Raw genomic sequence first — 16,580 nt, forward strand, 5'->3', positions numbered from 1 at the left:
GCACCCGAGAGGCCTGCACCCGAGAGGCCTGCACCCGAGAGGCCTGCACCCGAGAGGCCTGCACCCGAGAGGCCTGCACCCGAGAGGCCTGCACCTCAGCAGCCAGCACTTGAGAAGCAGGCACCACAGAAGCCGGCCCCCGAGCAGCCGGCACTTGAGAAGCCGGCCCCCGAGAAGCCTGCACCTCAGAAGCCGGCCCCCGAGAAGCCTGCACCTCAGAAGCTGGCACCCCAGAAGCCGGCACCTGAGAAGCCGGCACCGAGTGCGTCAGCTCCCAGAGCATCGGCCCCCACAGCAGCAGCAGCTGGCGGAGCCGTAGCAGCCGGTGCTTCAGCGGTGGCCGGCGCGGCAGCAGCGAGCGCTGCTCCGACGCCCGTCCCGCCCATGCCTGGGCCATCCACCCCGCCCACGCCGTCGGCGCCGCCGTCCGTCCAGCCCCGCTCGCTCGTCCCGCCGTCGAGCGCGGTGCCGCCCGCTGCTGCGGGCACCGGCGCGGTGCCCCCGCCACACACGGGCCAGAACTCCTTCCTCAAGCCGCTGACCGGCGCTATCCAGCGGGTCTCGCGCCCGCTGGCTGGTACCCGCTGGTCGCCCGTGCGCCCTGAGGCGACGTCGATGGCGGCCTCTGCACAGGGTCCTGCGGCGCCGAACGGACAGGGTGGTCCGCCCGGTCCCAACGGCCCGAACGGTCCCAACGGCCCGAACGGCCCGAACGGCCCGAACGGTCCCAACGGTCCCAACGGCCCGAACGGCCCCCACGGCCCCAACGGGCCTCACGGTTCCAACGGTTCCAACGGTTCCAGCGGCCCCAACGGCCCCAACGGCCCCATGGGACCGTACGGTTCGGGCGGCTCCGGCGAGGGGGAGTTCTTCGGCCTCGCCGGCGACGGCGCCCCGCGCCGCGGCCCCAAGATCGCACTGCTCTCGGTGCTGGCCGTCGTCGTGCTGTTCGGGATCTACGCCCTGGCGGCGTGGGGCGTGAGCGACACCACGCCCGGCGACACCACGGTGGCGGGCGTCGACGTCGGTGGCATGACGCAGGCAGAGGCGGCGTCCGCGCTCACCGAGCAGCTGGCCCCGCGGGCCAAGGAGCCGATCGAGCTCACAGCGGGTGAGGGCAAGGCACAGCTCTCTGCCGAACCGAGCGGCCTCTCGGTCGACGCCGAGGCCACGGTCGCGGAGCTCACCGGGTTCTCGCTGAGCCCGGCCCGGTTGTGGGCGCACATGTTCGGCGGCTCCGACGAGGAGCTGGTCCTGGCCGTCGACGAGGAGAAGTTCGATTCCGCGGTGGCGGGCCTCGAGGACTCCCTGGCCGTCGACGCAGTGGACGGCACCGTCGCGTTCGTCGACGGGAAGGCCGTCAAGACGGACGCGGAGGAGGGTTCGCGGATCGTCGCGAGCGAGACCGCACGCATCATCCAGGAGCGCTGGCTCCTCCAGGACGGTCCGTTCGACCTGCCGGTCGAGCCGGTCGAGCCGGCGATCACGCAGGAGGAGACCGACGAGGGCTTCGTCGTGGCGCAGAAGGTCGTCTCGGCACCGGTCACGGTGTCCGTGGGCGAGCAGTCGCCGGTGCTGTCGCCCGAGGTGCTCGCCGGGCTCGTCCGGTTCGAACAGCGGGACGGCAAGCTGGCCACCATCGTGGACCGGAAGGCGACCGTCGAGGCTGTCGTCGCAGGCACCACCGACCTGCTGCAGCTGCCGGACGACGCGCACTTCGAGTTCGTCAGCGGCACGCCGACCGTGGTGGAGGGCAAGACCGGTACTACCCTCGACCCCGCCGAGGCGGGCAAGGCCGTGCGGATCGCGGCGCAGAGCGACGACCGGGAGACGTCGGTCGAGCTGGTCGAGCAGGACCCGAAGGAGACCGTGGAGTCCCTGGAGGCCCTTGGCGTCAAGGAAGTTGTCTCCGAGTTCCACACGCCGCTGACGAACGAGCCGGTGCGTACGGACAACCTGGAGCGTGGCGCGGAGATGATCACGGGCGACCTCATCAAGCCAGGTGAGACGTTCTCGCTGCTTGACGCGCTCGCGCCGATCACGCTCGAGAACGGGTACTTCGACGCCGGTGTCGTCGAGAACGGCATGCATGTCGAGGCGGTCGGTGGCGGCCTGTCGCAGATGGCTACGACGACCTTCAACGCGGGCTTCTTCGCCGGGTACGAGGATGTCGAGCACCACGCGCACTCGTACTGGTTCCCGCGCTACCCACCGGGTCGTGAAGCCACGATCTACGTGGGTGCCAAGGACATGAAGTTCACCAACGACACTCCGTACGGCGCGGTGCTGCAGTCCTACGTGGCGGACAACGAGCTCTGGGTCAAGGTCTGGAGCACCAAGCACTACCGGGTCGAGGAGAGCACCAGCGGCAAGCAGAGCATCGTCCCGAAGACCGTGATCCACGACTCGTCGGCGGACTGCAAGCCGTATCCGGGTGGTGAGGACGGGTTCTCGATCAGTATCCACCGCAAGGTCTTCGTGGGCGACGAGCTGGCCAAGGAGAACTCGTTCAACCACTCCTACAACCCGGACAACCCGGTGGTGTGCGACAAGCCGCAAGGCTCGGGGGACTGACCAGCGGTAGGTTGCGCACATGCTTGGACGTAGCGAGCGGGAGTCTCCCGCGCACGCGGTGCTTGCCGCGCAGATAGCGGGTTGGAACGACCCGGTCGAACTGTTGGACCTCGGCACCACGGCGGACACGCTCGCCACGGTGGCGAGCATCGAGGGCCTGGCGGCCGTGGTGCACCTGGGACACCCGGAGCACCCGGCGCCTGGCCTCGAGCGCGCCCTCCTGGAGGGCGCGTCGTCGCTCATCGTGACGGCGGCGGTGGCGGTGCCCGGCCAGTGGGTCTGGGTGGGCGCGGGGGCCACGGGCGGCCAGGTGGTGATCGACGAGGCAGGCATGCGCGACTGCGCGGGTGTGCTGCGGACCCTCGGCGCGAGCCCGCGCCTGGTGCCGACGCGCGCGACGGTCGAGGAGCGGATAGCCCTGGCGGGCGAGAGCGGGTCGCTCGTGATCGAGCGGTCCCGGATCCCGGCGGGGTTCACCGAGCTTCCGGACAGCGCGGCCCTCGCAGAGGGCGGGCCCGTCTGGTACGGGCTGCTGGAGTCGCGCGGCGACTGGCCCCCGTTCGGCGAGCCCGCGCAGGTGTGGCTCGCGTTCGGCCCGGCTGACGACCACCTCGGCTCCCTGCAGCCGACCCTCGCGCTCGTCGCGGACGCCGGCCTCGACCTGGACCACTTGCGCAGCCAGCCGTCGACCGGTGGTCCGCACGTGTTCTTCACGTCGTTCTCCTGCCCGACGTCGGCGGCACTGAGCGACCTGGTCGCAGCGCTCACTCAGCGCGGCGTCGCGTACCGCACGCTGGCCGTCCTGCCGGGCGAGGCCTTCGTGCCAGGGCCGGACGCACTGACGCCGCGGTGGGCGTGACGGTGCCGGGCGCCGAGCGCGGTACGCGGGCCGCGTACCTGGGGCCGGAGGGGACGTTCACGCACCAGGCGGCGCTGGAGTGGGCGCGCCTGCACGCCACGGCAGGGGAGCCCGCCGGCGATCTGATCGCGGAGCCGCTGGACACGGTCAAGAACGTGCACGACGTCGTGGCTGCCGGCGTCGCCGACGTCGGCGTCGTCGCCATCGAGTCCTCCGTCGAGGGCTACGTGGTGCCGTCGCTGGACGCGCTGCTGTCCAGCGCGGACGTCGTGGCCGTCGACGAGGTAGCGCTCGACGTGTCGTTCGACGCGTTCGTGCGTCCTGGCCACGGCGAGCTGACCGAGGTGTCCGCGCACCCGCACGGGCTGGCGCAGTGCGCCGGCTTCGTCACGAGCACCGGGCTGGTAGGCGCTCCGGCGTCGTCCAACGCCGCCGCGTGCCGCGACGCGGGACCGGGGACCATCGCGCTCGGCCCCACGATCTGCGGCGAGCTCTACGGTCTGGAGACGTACGCGAAGGCGGTCGAGGACTTCCGCGGCGGACGCACCCGCTTCCTGGTCCTGGCCAGGCGGAGCGCGGCCGACGCGCACCTGGCGCGGTCCCGCGACGCCGGCGTGACCGCCTGGCGGACCATGCTGGCGATCACCCCTGCCGTGACCGGGCCGGGCGTGCTGGCGCGGATCACCGCGGCCTTCGGCGACCGGGGCGTCAACATGTCGAGCCTGATCACGCGGCCGCTCAAGGCGCAGCAGGGCAAGTACGTCTTCGTGGTGACGCTCGACGAGGCGCCGTGGGACCGGGGCGCGCGGGAGGTGCTGAGCGACCTGCTCGCCGCCGGCGACGCCCTCAAGACGCTCGGTCTCTTCCCTGCCCGCGGGTCCTTCGGGGCGCTCGACGGAGTGCTGGACCCCGACCACGTCCCGGTCGGCTCCGTGTCGTCGAAGGACTCCGACCCGGCGCGCGACCGGGGGCTGCTGTGGTGAGCGGGTTCGGCGCGCAGCGCGGGTCGGTCGGCGTCGTGGGCCTCGGGCTGATCGGCGGCTCCCTGGCCAGGGCCCTGCAGGCGGCAGCAGTGCCGGTCGTCGCGACTGACCCCGCTTCGGCGGAGGAGGCCCGGGCGGCAGGCCTCTTGGTGGCCGACGACGTCGCGGGGCTCGCCGTGCACCGACCCGAGATCGTGGTGCTCGCCGCGCCGCTGCGCGCCATGCGGGCCGTAGCGGCTGAGCTCGCCGAGGCGCTGGCGGGGGAACTGGGCTGGGACCCGACGGTGACCGACGTCGGCTCGGTGAAGGCGCCGGTGCGCGAGGCAGTGGCCGACGCCGGCCTGGGTGACCGCTACGTGGGGGCTCACCCGATGTCGGGGACGGAGCGGAGCGGGTTCGCGGCGTCGTCGGCGGAGCTGCTGCAGGGGATCCCGTGGGCCGTGACGTGTGCGGTGGCCGGAGCCGGTGCGGCCGGGACCGACCCGGCCCGCCTGGAACTGGTGCTGCGACTCGTCACCGGCCCGCTCGGCGGGACGGCCGCAGTGCTCACCGACGAGCTGCACGACGAGGCGGCCGCCCTCGTCTCGCACGTGCCGCACGTCCTGGCCAACCAGCTGCTCGGGGCTGTGTCCGGTGCGCCGGTGCAAGACCTGGCGCTGGGCCTCGCGGCGGGATCGTTCCGGGACGGGACCCGGGTCGGGCTCACCGACCCGCGCCGCACCGAGGCGATGGTCACGGAGAACGCCGCGTGGGTGGCTCCCGTCCTGCGGCTGGCGGCACGGGACCTCGAGCGGCTCGCCGACGAGCTCGACTCCAACGCGCCGACGCACTGGTTCTTCGACCGGCCCGACCCGGTGCGGGAGCTGATCGGTCGCCCCGGTGGTATGCGCGTGACGGGTCTGCGTCCGGGCGACGGGGTAGCTGGTACCGGCGCCGACGTCGGCCCGGATGTCGAGACGGTGCCGTTGACGGGCGACTGGCCCGCTGAGCTGGTGGCCCGCTGCGCGGCGGGCGCCGTGGTCATCCGGCTCGATGAACGTGGTGCGGAGCTTCGGCTGGTGCGCTGAAACGATTGTTTTCCGTTGCGTATAAGCAACATGTGACATTCTCGGATGCGAAACTGGCCGGGTCAAGCGAACATTCACCAATGCAGAGTTTATCTCCCCAAACTGTGAGCCACAGATGACCGGATTGGGGTCGTGCGATGGCGATTATGGCCTTGATGAAATTGTGCTGATACCGCTGCCCGTTGACCGGCAAGGTGGTGTGATCGTCCCACCAGGACTTCTCGTCAGTCCGCATGAGCTGGCCACAGCGCAGCGTTTGGCGGTTGTTGGATTCAACGTCCGGTTCAACAGGCTGTCGCACGAGCCCGGTGTGAAGAACCCGGATGTGACGATCGGCTATCAGATCTGGGAGCTGAAGTCACCCGAGGGTGCAGGCAAGAACACAATCGCACGACAGTTCACACGAGCTGCGGCCCAGAGCGACCGGTTGGTGATCGATACCGCACGGTCGGTGCTCGATGACAGGGTTGTGCTCCAGGAGATGCGACGTCGTCTGGTCGGGGCCAAGAACTTCACCGAAGTCATGCATGTCGCCAAGAACGTGACCGCGACACGATTGACCCGCCGCGATACACTATGAGTGAAGGCGGCAGGCAGTGCCCACGTACAGCCCAGCCGCCTTCGTCATGCCCCGACGGTTCGCCAGGCCTTACAACGCCTCCGCCAGAGCCCTGCCCGTCGTGCGGCCCGTGAACAAGCAGCCGCCCAGGAACGTGCCCTCCAGCGCGCGGTGCCCGTGCACGCCCCCGCCCCCGAAGCCCGCGGCCTCGCCCACCGCCCAGAGTCCCTCCAGCACGTCGCCCGCGGGGGTCAGCGCGCGGCCGGTCTCGTCGCACCAGAGCCCGCCGAGCGTCTTGCGGGTCAGCACCGACAGGCGTACCGCGAGCAGCGGCCCGTCCTTCGGGTCGCTGAGGGCGCGCGGCGGCGCCACCCGGATCGCCTTGTCCACGATGAAGTGCCGCGCGGCCGCCGTCGCCACGACCTGGGGGTCCTTGCCGAGCCCCGTGGCGACCTGCGCGTCCCGGGCCGTCATGAGAGCGGCCAGCGCCTCGCTCTCGATGTGTCCGGACGAGCCTTCGGTCGCCTCGGTGAGGGCGTTCATCTTGCCGGCGAGCTCGGCTGGCGAGTCCGCCCAGAGGAACTCCTCCGACTGCTCAGCGAAGGTCCGCACCGGCACCGACCTGCCGCGCACCCGCTCGAGGAGCAGCGGCACGGACTTCCCGGTCAGGTCCGGGTTCTGCTCGGAGCCCGACAGCGCGAACTCCTTCTCCATGATGGCCTTGTTCAGGACGAACCAGGAGTGGTCGTCGCCCCGCGTGGTCACGTGCCGCAGCGCCCCGAGCGCGTCGAAACCGGGGTACAGCGGGCCGGGCAGGCGCCCGCCGTCGGCGTCGAGCCAGAGCGACGACGGGCCGGGCAGGATCCGGATGCCGTGCTTGGACCAGACCGGCGAGTGGTTCGCGATGCCCTCCGGGTAGTGCCACATGCGGTCCTCGTGCACCAGCGCGGCGCCCGACGCCGCGGCGACGCCCAGCATGAGCCCGTCCGTGGAGTCCGGTACGCCGGACAGCATCCGCGTCGGCAGGTGCCCGGCGTCGGCGGACCAGTGGGCGCGTGCCAGGCCGTGGTTCGCACCGATGCCACCGCTCGCGACGACGACGGCGTGCGCGGACAGCTCCACCTCGCCGGTCACGGTGCGGCCGGAGGGCTCGCCGCGGCCGGCGTCGTCGTCGGCCAGGATCTCCGCGCGGACCCCGGTGACCCGCCCGTCCGTGGTGACAAGGGACGTGACGCGGTGGCGGAAGCGCAGGTCCAGCAGACCCGCCCGGTTCGCCTCGTGCGCCGCCACGACGAACGGCTCGACGACGGCGGGACCCGTGCCCCACGTGACGTGGAAGCGGGGCACTGAATTGCCATGAGCGTTGCCGTGCGATCCAACCGGGTAGCCGCCGCGCTCCGCCCACTGGACCAGCGGGAACCAGCGCACGCCCTTGGCGTGCATCCACGACCGCAGGTCGCCGGCGGCGAACTCGACGAACCCCTTGGCCCACCGGTACCCGAACCGGTCGGGGCCCTCGCCACGTTCGGCACCGGGCGCGAACTGGGCGGAGCCGAGCCAGTCGGCGAAGGCGAGGTCGAACGAGTCCTTGACCTTGAGGCGGCGCTGCTCGGGGGAGTCCACGAGGAACAGCCCGCCGAACGACCACCAGGCCTGCCCGCCCAGCGACGCGGCGGGCTCCTGGTCGAGCAGGATCACCCGCTTGCCCGACGCCGTCAGCTCGGTAGCGGTGACGAGCCCCGACAGCCCCGCACCGATGACTATGACGTCGGTGTCGACCGCTGCGGCAACGTCGTTGTTGTAGACGGAGTCAGTCATGAGCGCACTTTAACCGGGACATACCTCCCACGGTGCTGCCAGCAGGTCATTTCGAGGGTGAAACGGCGCTCACCTGCCCGGCGAGAGCAGCACCTGGAGGCTGAGGGCGTCCATCGTCACCGAGCTCCGCGGACCCGCCTCGTCCTCGGGCACGAACGGGAAGTCCCAGGAGGAGTCCCAGACCAGCTGCCAGGGTGTTGCGCTGCCCGTGCGCTCGGGCAGCGTCACGTGCGCGTCGTCCATGCCGCCGTTCACGACCAGGAGCACGTCCGCGTCACCCGCCGTCGGGCCTGGCCGCAGCATCTGCAGCACGCGCCGGCGGGGGTCGTTCCAGGTCGCGGGCTCCATCAGCGCCCCCGTCTCGGAGAACCAGAGCAGGTCCGTGTCGGACTCGTTCGGCCGGGGCGAACCCAGGAAGAACGAGTCGGCGCGCAGCGCCGGGTGCTCCCGCCGCAGCCGCAGCAGGTACCGGGTGGTCTCCAGGAGGTCGTTGGCGGCGTCGTCCAGCGACCACCGCAGCCAGGAGATCTCGTTGTCCTGGACGTACGCGTTGTTGTTGCCGCCCTGGCTGCGGCCGAACTCGTCGCCCGCCGTGAGCATGGGGGTGCCGGCCGCGAGCAGGAGGGTGCCCAGCAGGTTGCGCTGCGACCTGCGGCGCGGCGGCACGAGCGCTTGCCAGGGTTCCGTGGTGGCGTCGTCGCCCGTCGGGGTGTGGCCCTCGATCCCGTGGTTCCACGACAGGTTGTGGTTCGACCCGTCGCGGTTGTCCTCGCCGTTGGCCTCGTTGTGCTTGTGGTCGTAGGCCACGAGGTCCGCGAGCGTGAAGCCGTCGTGCGCCGTCACGTAGTTCACCGAGGCCACCGGGCCGCGAACCAGCGGAGGGTCGCTCGGCCCGAACAGGTCGGCGCTCCCCGCGAGCCGCGTGGCGAGGTCCCGCAGGCCGAGCATCTCCTGGCCGCGAACGCCCTGCTTGGGCGCCTCCAGCCAGAAGCCGCGTGCGGCGTCGCGGAACCCGTCGTTCCACTCCGCCATGGGCGGCGGGAACGAACCCGTCTGCCAGCCGCCCGGCCCCACGTCCCAGGGCTCCGCGACGAGCTTGAGGCCGGACAGCACGGGATCGGTCTGCAGGGCCACCAGGAACGGGTGGTCCGGGTCGAACCCGACGTTGCCGCGGCCCAGGGTCACCGCGAGGTCGAACCGGTACCCGTCCACGCCGACCGTCTCGGCCCAGTACCGCAGCGAGTCCAGGGCCATCTGGATCACGCGCGGGCGTCGGAAGTCCAGCGAGTTGCCGGTGCCCGTGACGTCCGCGAGGGCGGCGGGCGAGGCGCCGTCGTGCAGGTAGTAGACCGGGTTGTCGAGGCCGCGCCAGGCCACGTGCAGCCCGTCGTCGCCGCCCTCGCAGGTGTGGTTGTAGACCACGTCCAGCAGCACCTCGATACCCGCCTCGTGCAGCAGGTGCACCATGCCGCGCACCTCGTCGAGCACCGCCTCGGCGCCCTGCTCCTGTGCGGCCCGGGTCGCGTACGCGGCGTTGGGCGCGAAGAACCCGAGGGTGTTGTAGCCCCAGTAGTTCGGCAGGTCGGTCGCGGCGAGGTGCGACTCGGCGACGCTCTTGTGGATCGGCAGCAGCTCGAGCGTGGTCACGCCGAGGCTCAGCAGGTGCTCGACGACGGCGGGGTGCGCCAACCCGGCGTAGGTGCCGCGCAGCTCCGCCGGGATGTCCTCGCGGAGCATCGTCAGCCCGCGCACGTGCGCCTCGTAGATGACGGTCTCGGCCCACGGCACGCGCGGCCGGGACAGAGGAGCGGGCGGCGGCAGCGGCGCGACGACGACGGAGTGCGGCACGTAGGCCAGCGAGTCGGTCTCGTCCGCCGCCCCGTAGGGATCGCCGAGCCACCAGCCCGGCTCCCGCTCGGTGGACACCGAGCCGACCACCTCAGGGCCGTAGCGCAGCCGGCCGGCGAAACCGCGGGCGTACGGGTCGATCAGCAGCTTGGCGGGGTTGTGCCGCAGCCCCGCGCGGGGGTCCCACGGTCCGTACACGCGAAACCCGTAGCGTTGACCAGGGGCGACGTCCGGGACGTGCGTGTGCCAGACGCCGTACACCGGCCCCACCATCTCGACCCGCCGCTCGGTGTACCGGTTCGGGTCGTGCTCGTCCAGGGACTGGTCGGTGACGTCGATGAGGCAGAGATCGACGGCGGTCGCGTGGGACGCCAGGACAGCGGCGTCGATCCCGCCGTCGGGCGTGACGTAGACCCCGAGAGGCGGGACATGGCTACGCCGCGCCGATGGGCGGATGAGCGGCCGGACTACGGGCCGCGGCGCCGGGTCGCCCGGCGCCCGCTGCGGTTCTGCTCGTCGTGACTGCACCATGTGCCCAATCGTTGCAGGGGACGACTGTCGGCCCAAAGAGTACAGGCCGGTGCCGGCGAGCCGTGGTTGGATCGGCCGACGGCGAGGCCGGCGCTGGGTGTTCCGGGCTTTCGTGGTTGGGGCGGTGTCGACCGGCTAGCGTGGCCTGCGGTATTCCGTTTTGCTGGGTTTTTGTGCGTGGTCGACTCGTTTTCGGCCCAATTGATGCTGAGGAGTCGGTTCTGGTGACCCGCATGACGACGCGCCTGGGTGGCGTGGTGGCTGTCGCTGTCTTTTGTTTGAGCCTGGCGGCGTGCCAGTCCGAGGACGAACCGTCCGGGCTGCCGCACGTGACCGATCCGCCGCCGAGTCCGACGGCGTCGCCGAGCCCGAGCCCGAGCGTCGCGCCGTCGGAGGCTGCTATCGCTGAGCGGGCGGCCGCGGCGGAGAAGCGGTACCGGGAGTATCGGGAGATCACAAACCGGCACCGCATCGAGGGCACTCGCGCCTTTCATGAGCTGTTCGACGAGAGAGGGCTTCTCGGTGAGCCGGGTGTGTGGGACGCAGTGGAGGCGGACGACGATTTCTGGGCCGACCAGGGCCTCAAGCAGATCGGGCAGACCCGGATCGCGTCCGTCAAGGTAACTGGCTATGACGGCGACCCGCTGGCTGACGGCATCGGTGGCCACCGCGTGAAGTTCGCCGTCTGCCTTGACAACAGCGAGGTCGACATCGTTCGGGAGGACGGCACGTCGGCTGTGAAGAAGGGCCAGCCCAGACGGACCATCGTGAAGGTGGTCATGCAGGGCCAGGAGGACGGCCGGTGGACCGCCAACGAGTTCAAGACCACGGACAAGGAGTGCTGATATGCGCGCACTTGCATCCCTCGCAGTCACGGTCCTGATCGCTCTGGCTCTCGCACCGGCCGCTGCGGCAGTTCCGGCCGAAGCATTCCGTTCCGCGCCCGTGGCGATGGACGATTGTTCGGGCAGCGGCGTACATGCGGGCACGGATAACAGCCTAGGAATCGTGGCCGAGGACTGCGGCGGCACCGAGACCACCCCGGCGAGTTCTGGCTCGTCGGGGGACGGGAAGAAGATCGACTGTCCCAAGGTGAACGGCAAGACGACGTGCAAGTTCGCGAGCGGCACGTGGAGTGGTGCCTGCTTCGCCGGTGTCATCGACACCGAACCGGACTCGGGTCATCCAGCCTGGAAGGGGCACGACGACGGAGTGATCGTGCTCTGCAGGTCTCTCGCATGCGCCGAGCGCCTGGACCAGAACGACGAGGCGCACTGCTTCCCTGGTGAGGAGACGGCGTACTGGGCTCCGGTGCCGCCCGGTACGGATGTTGACTTCGAGGCTCTGGCCCAACGTGCGGTGGAGAGTATGGGGATCGAGCCCATCACGATCGGTATCGTCCCTGAGGACAAGCCGGACCGGGTCGGCATCGTGGGCATGCCGGTGTGGATGTGGGTCCAGGAACCCGGCCCGACCACCTATGGCCCCGGCGATGGCGAGGCAACCGCGGGGGACGTGACGGTTACGGCGACCGCGCGGGTGGTCCGCATCGTGTACGACATGGGTGACGGGACGACCGTCACGTGCAACAGCCCGGGCACCCCGTACGAGGACCGGTACGGCATCACCGAATCGCCCGACTGTGGCCACCAGTACACCAAGCAGGGGGACCCGTACACGGTGACTGCGACGTCGTACTGGGTCGCTGACTGGCAGGGCCCGGGAGATATCGGCGGCACGATCGAGCTGGAGCGCACCACCGAGACTCAGGTCGTCGTGGGCGAGGCGCAGGTCATCACGCAGTAGGCCGCGGACGGCGCCGGACTGGCGCGACGCTCCAAGACATTGCTGGAGAGGATCACGGGGATGAAGTTCAGTGTGCAGCCGGCGTCGGCTGCTGGAGTGGTGCGACAGGCGGGGGATCGGGTCGAGGATCTGTCGGATGTGGCGCGTGAGGCGCGGGGTGTCGATGCCGGTGATGCTGGGTCGTTCTTGGTGGGTGGCGCGGTGAGTGTGTTCTTCGAGGAGCGTGCCGAGGTGGTCGAGAAGCTGCGGAACCGGGCGGAGACCGCGGTCAGGGTGGCGGCTGAGGTGATCGAGGTCTACGAGGCGGGTGATCGGGAGATGGCTGCGCAGACCGAGGGGCTCGCGCGGCGTGGGGATGCGCTGGGTGGGGGTGGTCGCGCGTGGTGACGTTCGCGGACCTGCAGGACTCGAGTGGGCTGATCGATATGGGCCGGTTCCCGTTCCGGTCGTACTCGCTGGGGATCGAGTGGGTGGCCCGGCAGGCGGTGCTGGCGCGGCAGCTGGGTGCCAAGACGTCGGACGTGACGCAGGCCGTGGATGGGATCTGGCGGTCCATGGGTGAGTACTACGCCGCTCCTGAGGCACCTGACCTGCAAGCGAAGATGGCGGTCGTCAAGACCGGTGGTCAGGACGAGCACGAGGCGTTCTTCGCCGGGGCTGACCAGATGGAGGCCTGGGTGGAGGAGGTCTCGGCGTGCAAGCCCCGGCTGGAGACCGCGGAGCGGGAAGCCGAGAGTCTGCGGCGGTCGGTGGCGATGCGGGGTGAGTCGTGGGCGGTGACGCGGCTGGCGGCGGCGCAGGACCCTGAGGCGAGGCAGCTGGTGGAGTACCACGAGGAGCTGCTGGCGTTGGCGCGTGCGGTGATGGAGCAGCTGCAGGCGGCTGACGAGGAACTGGCGCGCAAGCTGCACGGGCAGGGCCAGGGCCCGGGTGCTGGCGGGTTCGGGTCGTTCGGCGCTGTCGGGCAGGGCTTTAGTTCGCTGCCGGGCTCGCAGGGCTTCGTCCCGGACGAGAAGTGGCTCCGGACCGCGTCGCCGGATGAGGTCCTGGCGTGGTGGAACGGGCTGCCGGACTGGCAGCGGGAGCTGATGGCTGACGCGATCGACGAGTCGGACCTGCCGCCGGTGGTGCGGCGGCGGCTGGTCACTGACGCGTTGATCGACGCGGGGGCGATGGACGCGGATGGGTCTGACGGGCAGGCGTTGGTGCTGGCGACGGAGCTGTTCGGTGGGGCAAAGATCATGCCGGCTGCGGTGGCCAGTGCCGGCGGGGCCGCGGTCGCTGGTGCGATAAGCACCATCGGTGCCAGTGCGTACGACGATCGTGACGATGAGGTCTACGGCGCGGCCGCATTGGCGGCGTTGGTCGCTGTGCGTGCGGGCGTGGTGCGCGCCAGTCACGTCTGGGACAGCAGAGGACAGGCCGGGCAGGCCAAGGCGGAGAAGTTCGCTCAGGACATGATGGTCGGGATCAACGCCAGGCGCGACGGTGCGCCGGTCGGGTTCCTGTTCACCGGTCCGGAGCTGATGGGGCGGGAGTTCACCGTCGCTATGGCCGACGAGCTGGACCAGTGGGAACGCGGTACCGGGGTGGTGCCGCGCCAGCCGGGCGTGACCTATCTGGCGGACCTGGGAGGCCCCGAGATGGAGGACGGGCTCTGGTATGACGAGAGCACCCTGGTCCTGACCACGCTGGCCGAGTATCCCGATGCGGCACTGGACTGGCTCACCGCGGCTGAAGCAGACCCGCTGACCGGTGAAACGTTGGGAGGCGAGCGGGTGGCGCACTACTTCAGCGAGACCGGCACACGCCGGCAGGGACGGTTTGAGACCGTGGCCGACCTGTGGTCCAGCGCCCAGCACGCAGACGGCTCACTGCTCGAGGGCGGTAGCGACGCCGAAACTCAGATGGCGGTGGCGGAACTCTCCACCGAGGTGTTCAAGCAGCTCGCGAATAATGAGGGGCTGGTTCCGGAGCGGCTTACCCCAGCGGCGGCTGAGCATCTGGCCGAGGCCATGCTGCAGCAGCTCCCGCATTTCGCGGTCAACGGTGTGATCGGAGACCCGTCCGGTGATCCTCCTTTCGCAGACGTGAAGCTGGTGGGTGGTGACGGGCCGGTGCCAGTTATGAACGCGACGCAGTGGGAGTTGGCTCGCGCGTTGGGGCCGGTCCTGGCGCAGGAGTCGGGGATGGAGGTCGCCAACCGGGCGTCGGAGGAGTTCCGTGTGGATGTGTTGGCGTCGTTCGGGTCCACGAGCGAGCTGGAATCGGGTGAGAAAGCGAACCTGATGTTCCAGGTCGACGGCGCACTGGAAGGTGCCCGGCTGGTGGCCGTGAGCGAAGCAGCGCTCCGTGCGGACGATAAGACCGAGACGGCGGCCGAGCTGGGCACGACGGCCGTCGGAGCCGTCGCGAAAAAGTGGGTTCCGGAATCCGTCGTGGACTGGTCGATGGAGAAGGCCAACGCGCTCATGGAAGAGCACCTGGCCGCCACCAGGGTCGAAGAGATCAAGGAAGCCGAGCAGGAGCGTTTTACGGCCATGGCGGACCAGTTGGCCGACAAGTCCGCTGACGCCTACGACGCCTACATCAGTGAGTTTGGCCAGCAGTCAATAAGCGCGGCCGAGTTCGCCACACACAAGCAGACCGCGTTCGACAACGCGTACGGGGCCTGGATCAACCGGGCCGAAGAGGAAAGCGACGCCGGCACATGAACACCATCCGAACCCTGACCACCGCCGCCGTAGCAGGCGTCATCGCTGTTCTTCTTGCCGGGTGTGGGCCTGCCGCTGTGCCGGTACATGCCGAGGTCGAGTGGGACGGTGAGAACACGGGTGAGTTCGAGGACGACCCGCGCGTGCAGGTCGTTCGGGAGTACGTCGTGCAGAAGCATGCCGCGGACAACGCCTTTAACTACTCTGACCCCGCCCTGACCGAGATCGCAACGAACGCAACAATCTTCGGCATGGCTACATCCACCGCGTCCTCCATCCGCCAGTCCCCGCTTGACAGCGCAACCATGTGGGAGGGACCGCCGTCGTTCACGGTGACCGACGTCGTGAAGCGCAAGCGCCAGGAGCTCTTTTCCGACGTGCACGTGTGCCAGAGGACGGCTCCTCGTTGGACTCTCGCGGTGAGTGACACTTTCGAGAAGGGGGAGATCCGTGAGGTGGACGGTGCGTATCGGATCGAGCAAGAACACTTCGTCGAGCACCAGTACAAGGTGTGGAAGTCGCCTGACGGGTGGCGTGTTGACGGTGGTGGGGAATCAACTCAGGAGTGCGAGCCGACCGACGAGTTCGCGGTGGGCACGTACACGACCCCGCCGGACATCGACCTCCTGCACGAGGCAACCCCGGACATGGTGCGCGGCCCGGACGGCAAGCGCGTGGACGACTAGTTCAGTAGTTCCCGGCCGTCACTCGCAGCGGCAAGGCTACTCGGCCCGCTTGGCGGGGCTTCTGGTCACATAGCACCCGACGTGGCTCACTTCTGGTGCCCGCAGATACCGGGAAGCCCATCCTCCCAGTCGGTGACGGCATCCCGGAGGACGACGACGCCTGATACTTCTTCGGCGGGCGGTGATCGGCCCGGACGGAAAGTGTGTGAACGACTAGCCTCCGACACCTGCCCACGCAGTAGACGGGATCCGTCCCACCCCGCCCGCCGTCGTACCGTTACCCCATGCGCATAGTCGTCACCGCCAAGTACGTCCCGGACATCAACACCGAGCGTGGTTTCCAGGACTGTCGGGTAGTGCGCAACGCCGGTGAAGGCACCCTCAACGAGCTGGACGAGAACGCCATCGAGGCCGCCCTGCGGCTCGTCGAGGCCGAGCGCGAGTCCGGCGGCGTCGGCCCCGACGACGGCGAGGTCATCGTGGTCACCATGGCCGGGACCGACGGCGACGTGGCGCTCCGCAAAGCCTTCCAGCTCGGCGTCGACCGCGGCATCCGCGTGTCCGACGACGCCCTGGCCGGCTCCGACTACTTCGGCACCGCCGCGGTGCTGGCCGCCGCCGTCCGTAAGCTCGGCAGCGAGGAGCCGGTAGACCTCGTGGTGACCGGCATGGCCGCCCTCGACGGACTGGGCTCCGTGGTGCCGACCCTGCTCGGCGCCGAGCTCGGCCTGCCCACGCTGAACCTCGCGAAGAAGGTCGAGCTGGCTCCCGCGGGGAGCCCGGCGCGCATGCTCACGATCACCCGCGAGATCGACGACGTCACCGAGCACCTGTCCGCCCCGCTGCCCGCCGTGCTGTCCGTGACGGACGCCGCCAACCAGCCGCGCTTTCCCGGCTTCAAGCTCATCATGGCGGCCCGCACCAAGGAGATCGAGGTGTGGTCCTCGGCAGACCTCGGGCTCGACAGCGCCGTGGCCGGTGCCGCCGGTGCCCGTACCGAGACGCTGTCCGCGGCCCCGCGCCCGGAGCGCGCCGAGCCCGAGATCGTCACCGACAAGGGCGAGGGCGGCGTGGCGCTCGCCGACTTCCTCATCCGCAACGACCTGGTCTGATGTGGGCGCGGAACCGCAGCATC

At 70.2% G+C, this 16,580-nt stretch carries 13 protein-coding genes; 11 read left to right on the top strand and 2 right to left on the bottom strand.

Annotation, left to right across the window (positions count from 1 at the left end):
* Positions 1-384: 384 nt before the first annotated feature.
* The 5 genes from APR04_RS26975 (at position 385) to APR04_RS26995 (ending at position 6,063) form a co-directional block, all read left to right on the top strand.
* A complete protein-coding gene (locus APR04_RS26975) occupies positions 385-2,574 on the top strand; it encodes a VanW family protein (protein WP_253876888.1) in 2,190 nt (729 codons plus the stop codon).
* 19 nt (positions 2,575-2,593) lie between these two features.
* On the top strand, positions 2,594-3,433 hold the full coding sequence (locus APR04_RS26980) for a hypothetical protein (RefSeq protein WP_253876890.1): 840 nt from the start codon (positions 2,594-2,596) through the stop codon (positions 3,431-3,433).
* Positions 3,424-4,416 (top strand): prephenate dehydratase, encoded by a 993-nt coding sequence (locus APR04_RS26985; RefSeq protein ID WP_253876892.1) that lies wholly within the window; start codon positions 3,424-3,426, stop codon positions 4,414-4,416. Before APR04_RS26980 ends, APR04_RS26985 begins: the two co-directional genes overlap by 10 nt.
* Positions 4,413-5,483: a prephenate dehydrogenase gene (locus APR04_RS26990; RefSeq protein ID WP_253876894.1), complete on the top strand. Its 1,071-nt coding sequence runs from the start codon at positions 4,413-4,415 to the stop codon at positions 5,481-5,483. The genes APR04_RS26985 and APR04_RS26990 overlap by 4 nt, the downstream gene beginning before the upstream one ends.
* A 115-nt stretch (positions 5,484-5,598) precedes the next feature.
* Positions 5,599-6,063: a CdiA C-terminal domain-containing protein gene (locus tag APR04_RS26995; RefSeq protein WP_253876897.1), complete on the top strand. Its 465-nt coding sequence runs from the start codon at positions 5,599-5,601 to the stop codon at positions 6,061-6,063.
* Between the two features lie 69 nt (positions 6,064-6,132).
* On the opposite strand, the gene APR04_RS27000 is transcribed toward APR04_RS26995, so the two are convergent.
* Positions 6,133-7,860 carry an FAD-binding dehydrogenase gene (locus APR04_RS27000; RefSeq protein WP_253876899.1) on the bottom strand — a complete coding sequence of 576 codons (1,728 nt, stop codon included), beginning with the start codon at positions 7,858-7,860 and terminating at the stop codon, positions 6,133-6,135.
* Between the two features lie 69 nt (positions 7,861-7,929).
* The gene (gene glgX, locus APR04_RS27005; protein ID WP_253876901.1) at positions 7,930-10,239 is read right to left on the bottom strand and encodes a glycogen debranching protein GlgX; all 2,310 of its coding nucleotides are present in this window, start codon (positions 10,237-10,239) and stop codon (positions 7,930-7,932) included.
* A 233-nt stretch (positions 10,240-10,472) separates the two neighbouring features.
* On the opposite strand from glgX, the gene APR04_RS27010 reads away from it, so the two are divergent.
* From APR04_RS27010 to APR04_RS27035, 6 genes are all read left to right on the top strand, one after another.
* Positions 10,473-11,084: a hypothetical protein gene (locus APR04_RS27010; RefSeq protein ID WP_253876903.1), complete on the top strand. Its 612-nt coding sequence runs from the start codon at positions 10,473-10,475 to the stop codon at positions 11,082-11,084.
* A 163-nt stretch (positions 11,085-11,247) separates the two neighbouring features.
* A complete protein-coding gene (locus APR04_RS27015; protein WP_253876905.1) occupies positions 11,248-12,045 on the top strand; it encodes a hypothetical protein in 798 nt (265 codons plus the stop codon).
* 60 nt (positions 12,046-12,105) lie between these two features.
* Positions 12,106-12,432, top strand: coding sequence for a DUF6507 family protein (locus tag APR04_RS27020; RefSeq protein WP_253876907.1), 327 nt, complete (start codon positions 12,106-12,108; stop codon positions 12,430-12,432).
* Positions 12,426-14,759 (top strand): hypothetical protein, encoded by a 2,334-nt coding sequence (locus APR04_RS27025; protein WP_253876909.1) that lies wholly within the window; start codon positions 12,426-12,428, stop codon positions 14,757-14,759. The genes APR04_RS27020 and APR04_RS27025 overlap by 7 nt, the downstream gene beginning before the upstream one ends.
* Positions 14,756-15,445, top strand: a complete 690-nt coding sequence (locus APR04_RS27030; protein WP_253876911.1) for a hypothetical protein — start codon at positions 14,756-14,758, stop codon at positions 15,443-15,445. Before APR04_RS27025 ends, APR04_RS27030 begins: the two co-directional genes overlap by 4 nt.
* 284 nt (positions 15,446-15,729) lie before the next feature.
* Positions 15,730-16,557: an electron transfer flavoprotein subunit beta/FixA family protein gene (locus APR04_RS27035; RefSeq protein WP_253876914.1), complete on the top strand. Its 828-nt coding sequence runs from the start codon at positions 15,730-15,732 to the stop codon at positions 16,555-16,557.
* Positions 16,558-16,580 lie beyond the last annotated feature (23 nt).

The sequence above is a fragment of the Promicromonospora umidemergens genome (assembly GCF_024171995.1).
In the GTDB taxonomy this organism is placed as follows: Bacteria; Actinomycetota; Actinomycetes; order Actinomycetales; family Cellulomonadaceae; genus Promicromonospora; species Promicromonospora umidemergens.

Excerpts from the sequence above, each read along its gene's own strand:
- APR04_RS26975 (WP_253876888.1), top strand. The coding sequence starts at position 385 with ATGCCTGGGCCATCCACCCCGCCCACGCCGTCGGCGCCGCCGTCCGTC.
- APR04_RS26980 (WP_253876890.1), top strand. The coding sequence starts at position 2,594 with ATGCTTGGACGTAGCGAGCGGGAGTCTCCCGCGCACGCGGTGCTTGCC.
- APR04_RS26995 (WP_253876897.1), top strand. The coding sequence starts at position 5,599 with ATGACCGGATTGGGGTCGTGCGATGGCGATTATGGCCTTGATGAAATT.
- APR04_RS27000 (WP_253876899.1), bottom strand. The coding sequence starts at position 7,860 with ATGACTGACTCCGTCTACAACAACGACGTTGCCGCAGCGGTCGACACC.
- glgX (WP_253876901.1), bottom strand. The coding sequence starts at position 10,239 with ATGGTGCAGTCACGACGAGCAGAACCGCAGCGGGCGCCGGGCGACCCG.
- APR04_RS27010 (WP_253876903.1), top strand. The coding sequence starts at position 10,473 with ATGACGACGCGCCTGGGTGGCGTGGTGGCTGTCGCTGTCTTTTGTTTG.
- APR04_RS27020 (WP_253876907.1), top strand. The coding sequence starts at position 12,106 with ATGAAGTTCAGTGTGCAGCCGGCGTCGGCTGCTGGAGTGGTGCGACAG.
- APR04_RS27030 (WP_253876911.1), top strand. The coding sequence starts at position 14,756 with ATGAACACCATCCGAACCCTGACCACCGCCGCCGTAGCAGGCGTCATC.
- APR04_RS27035 (WP_253876914.1), top strand. The coding sequence starts at position 15,730 with ATGCGCATAGTCGTCACCGCCAAGTACGTCCCGGACATCAACACCGAG.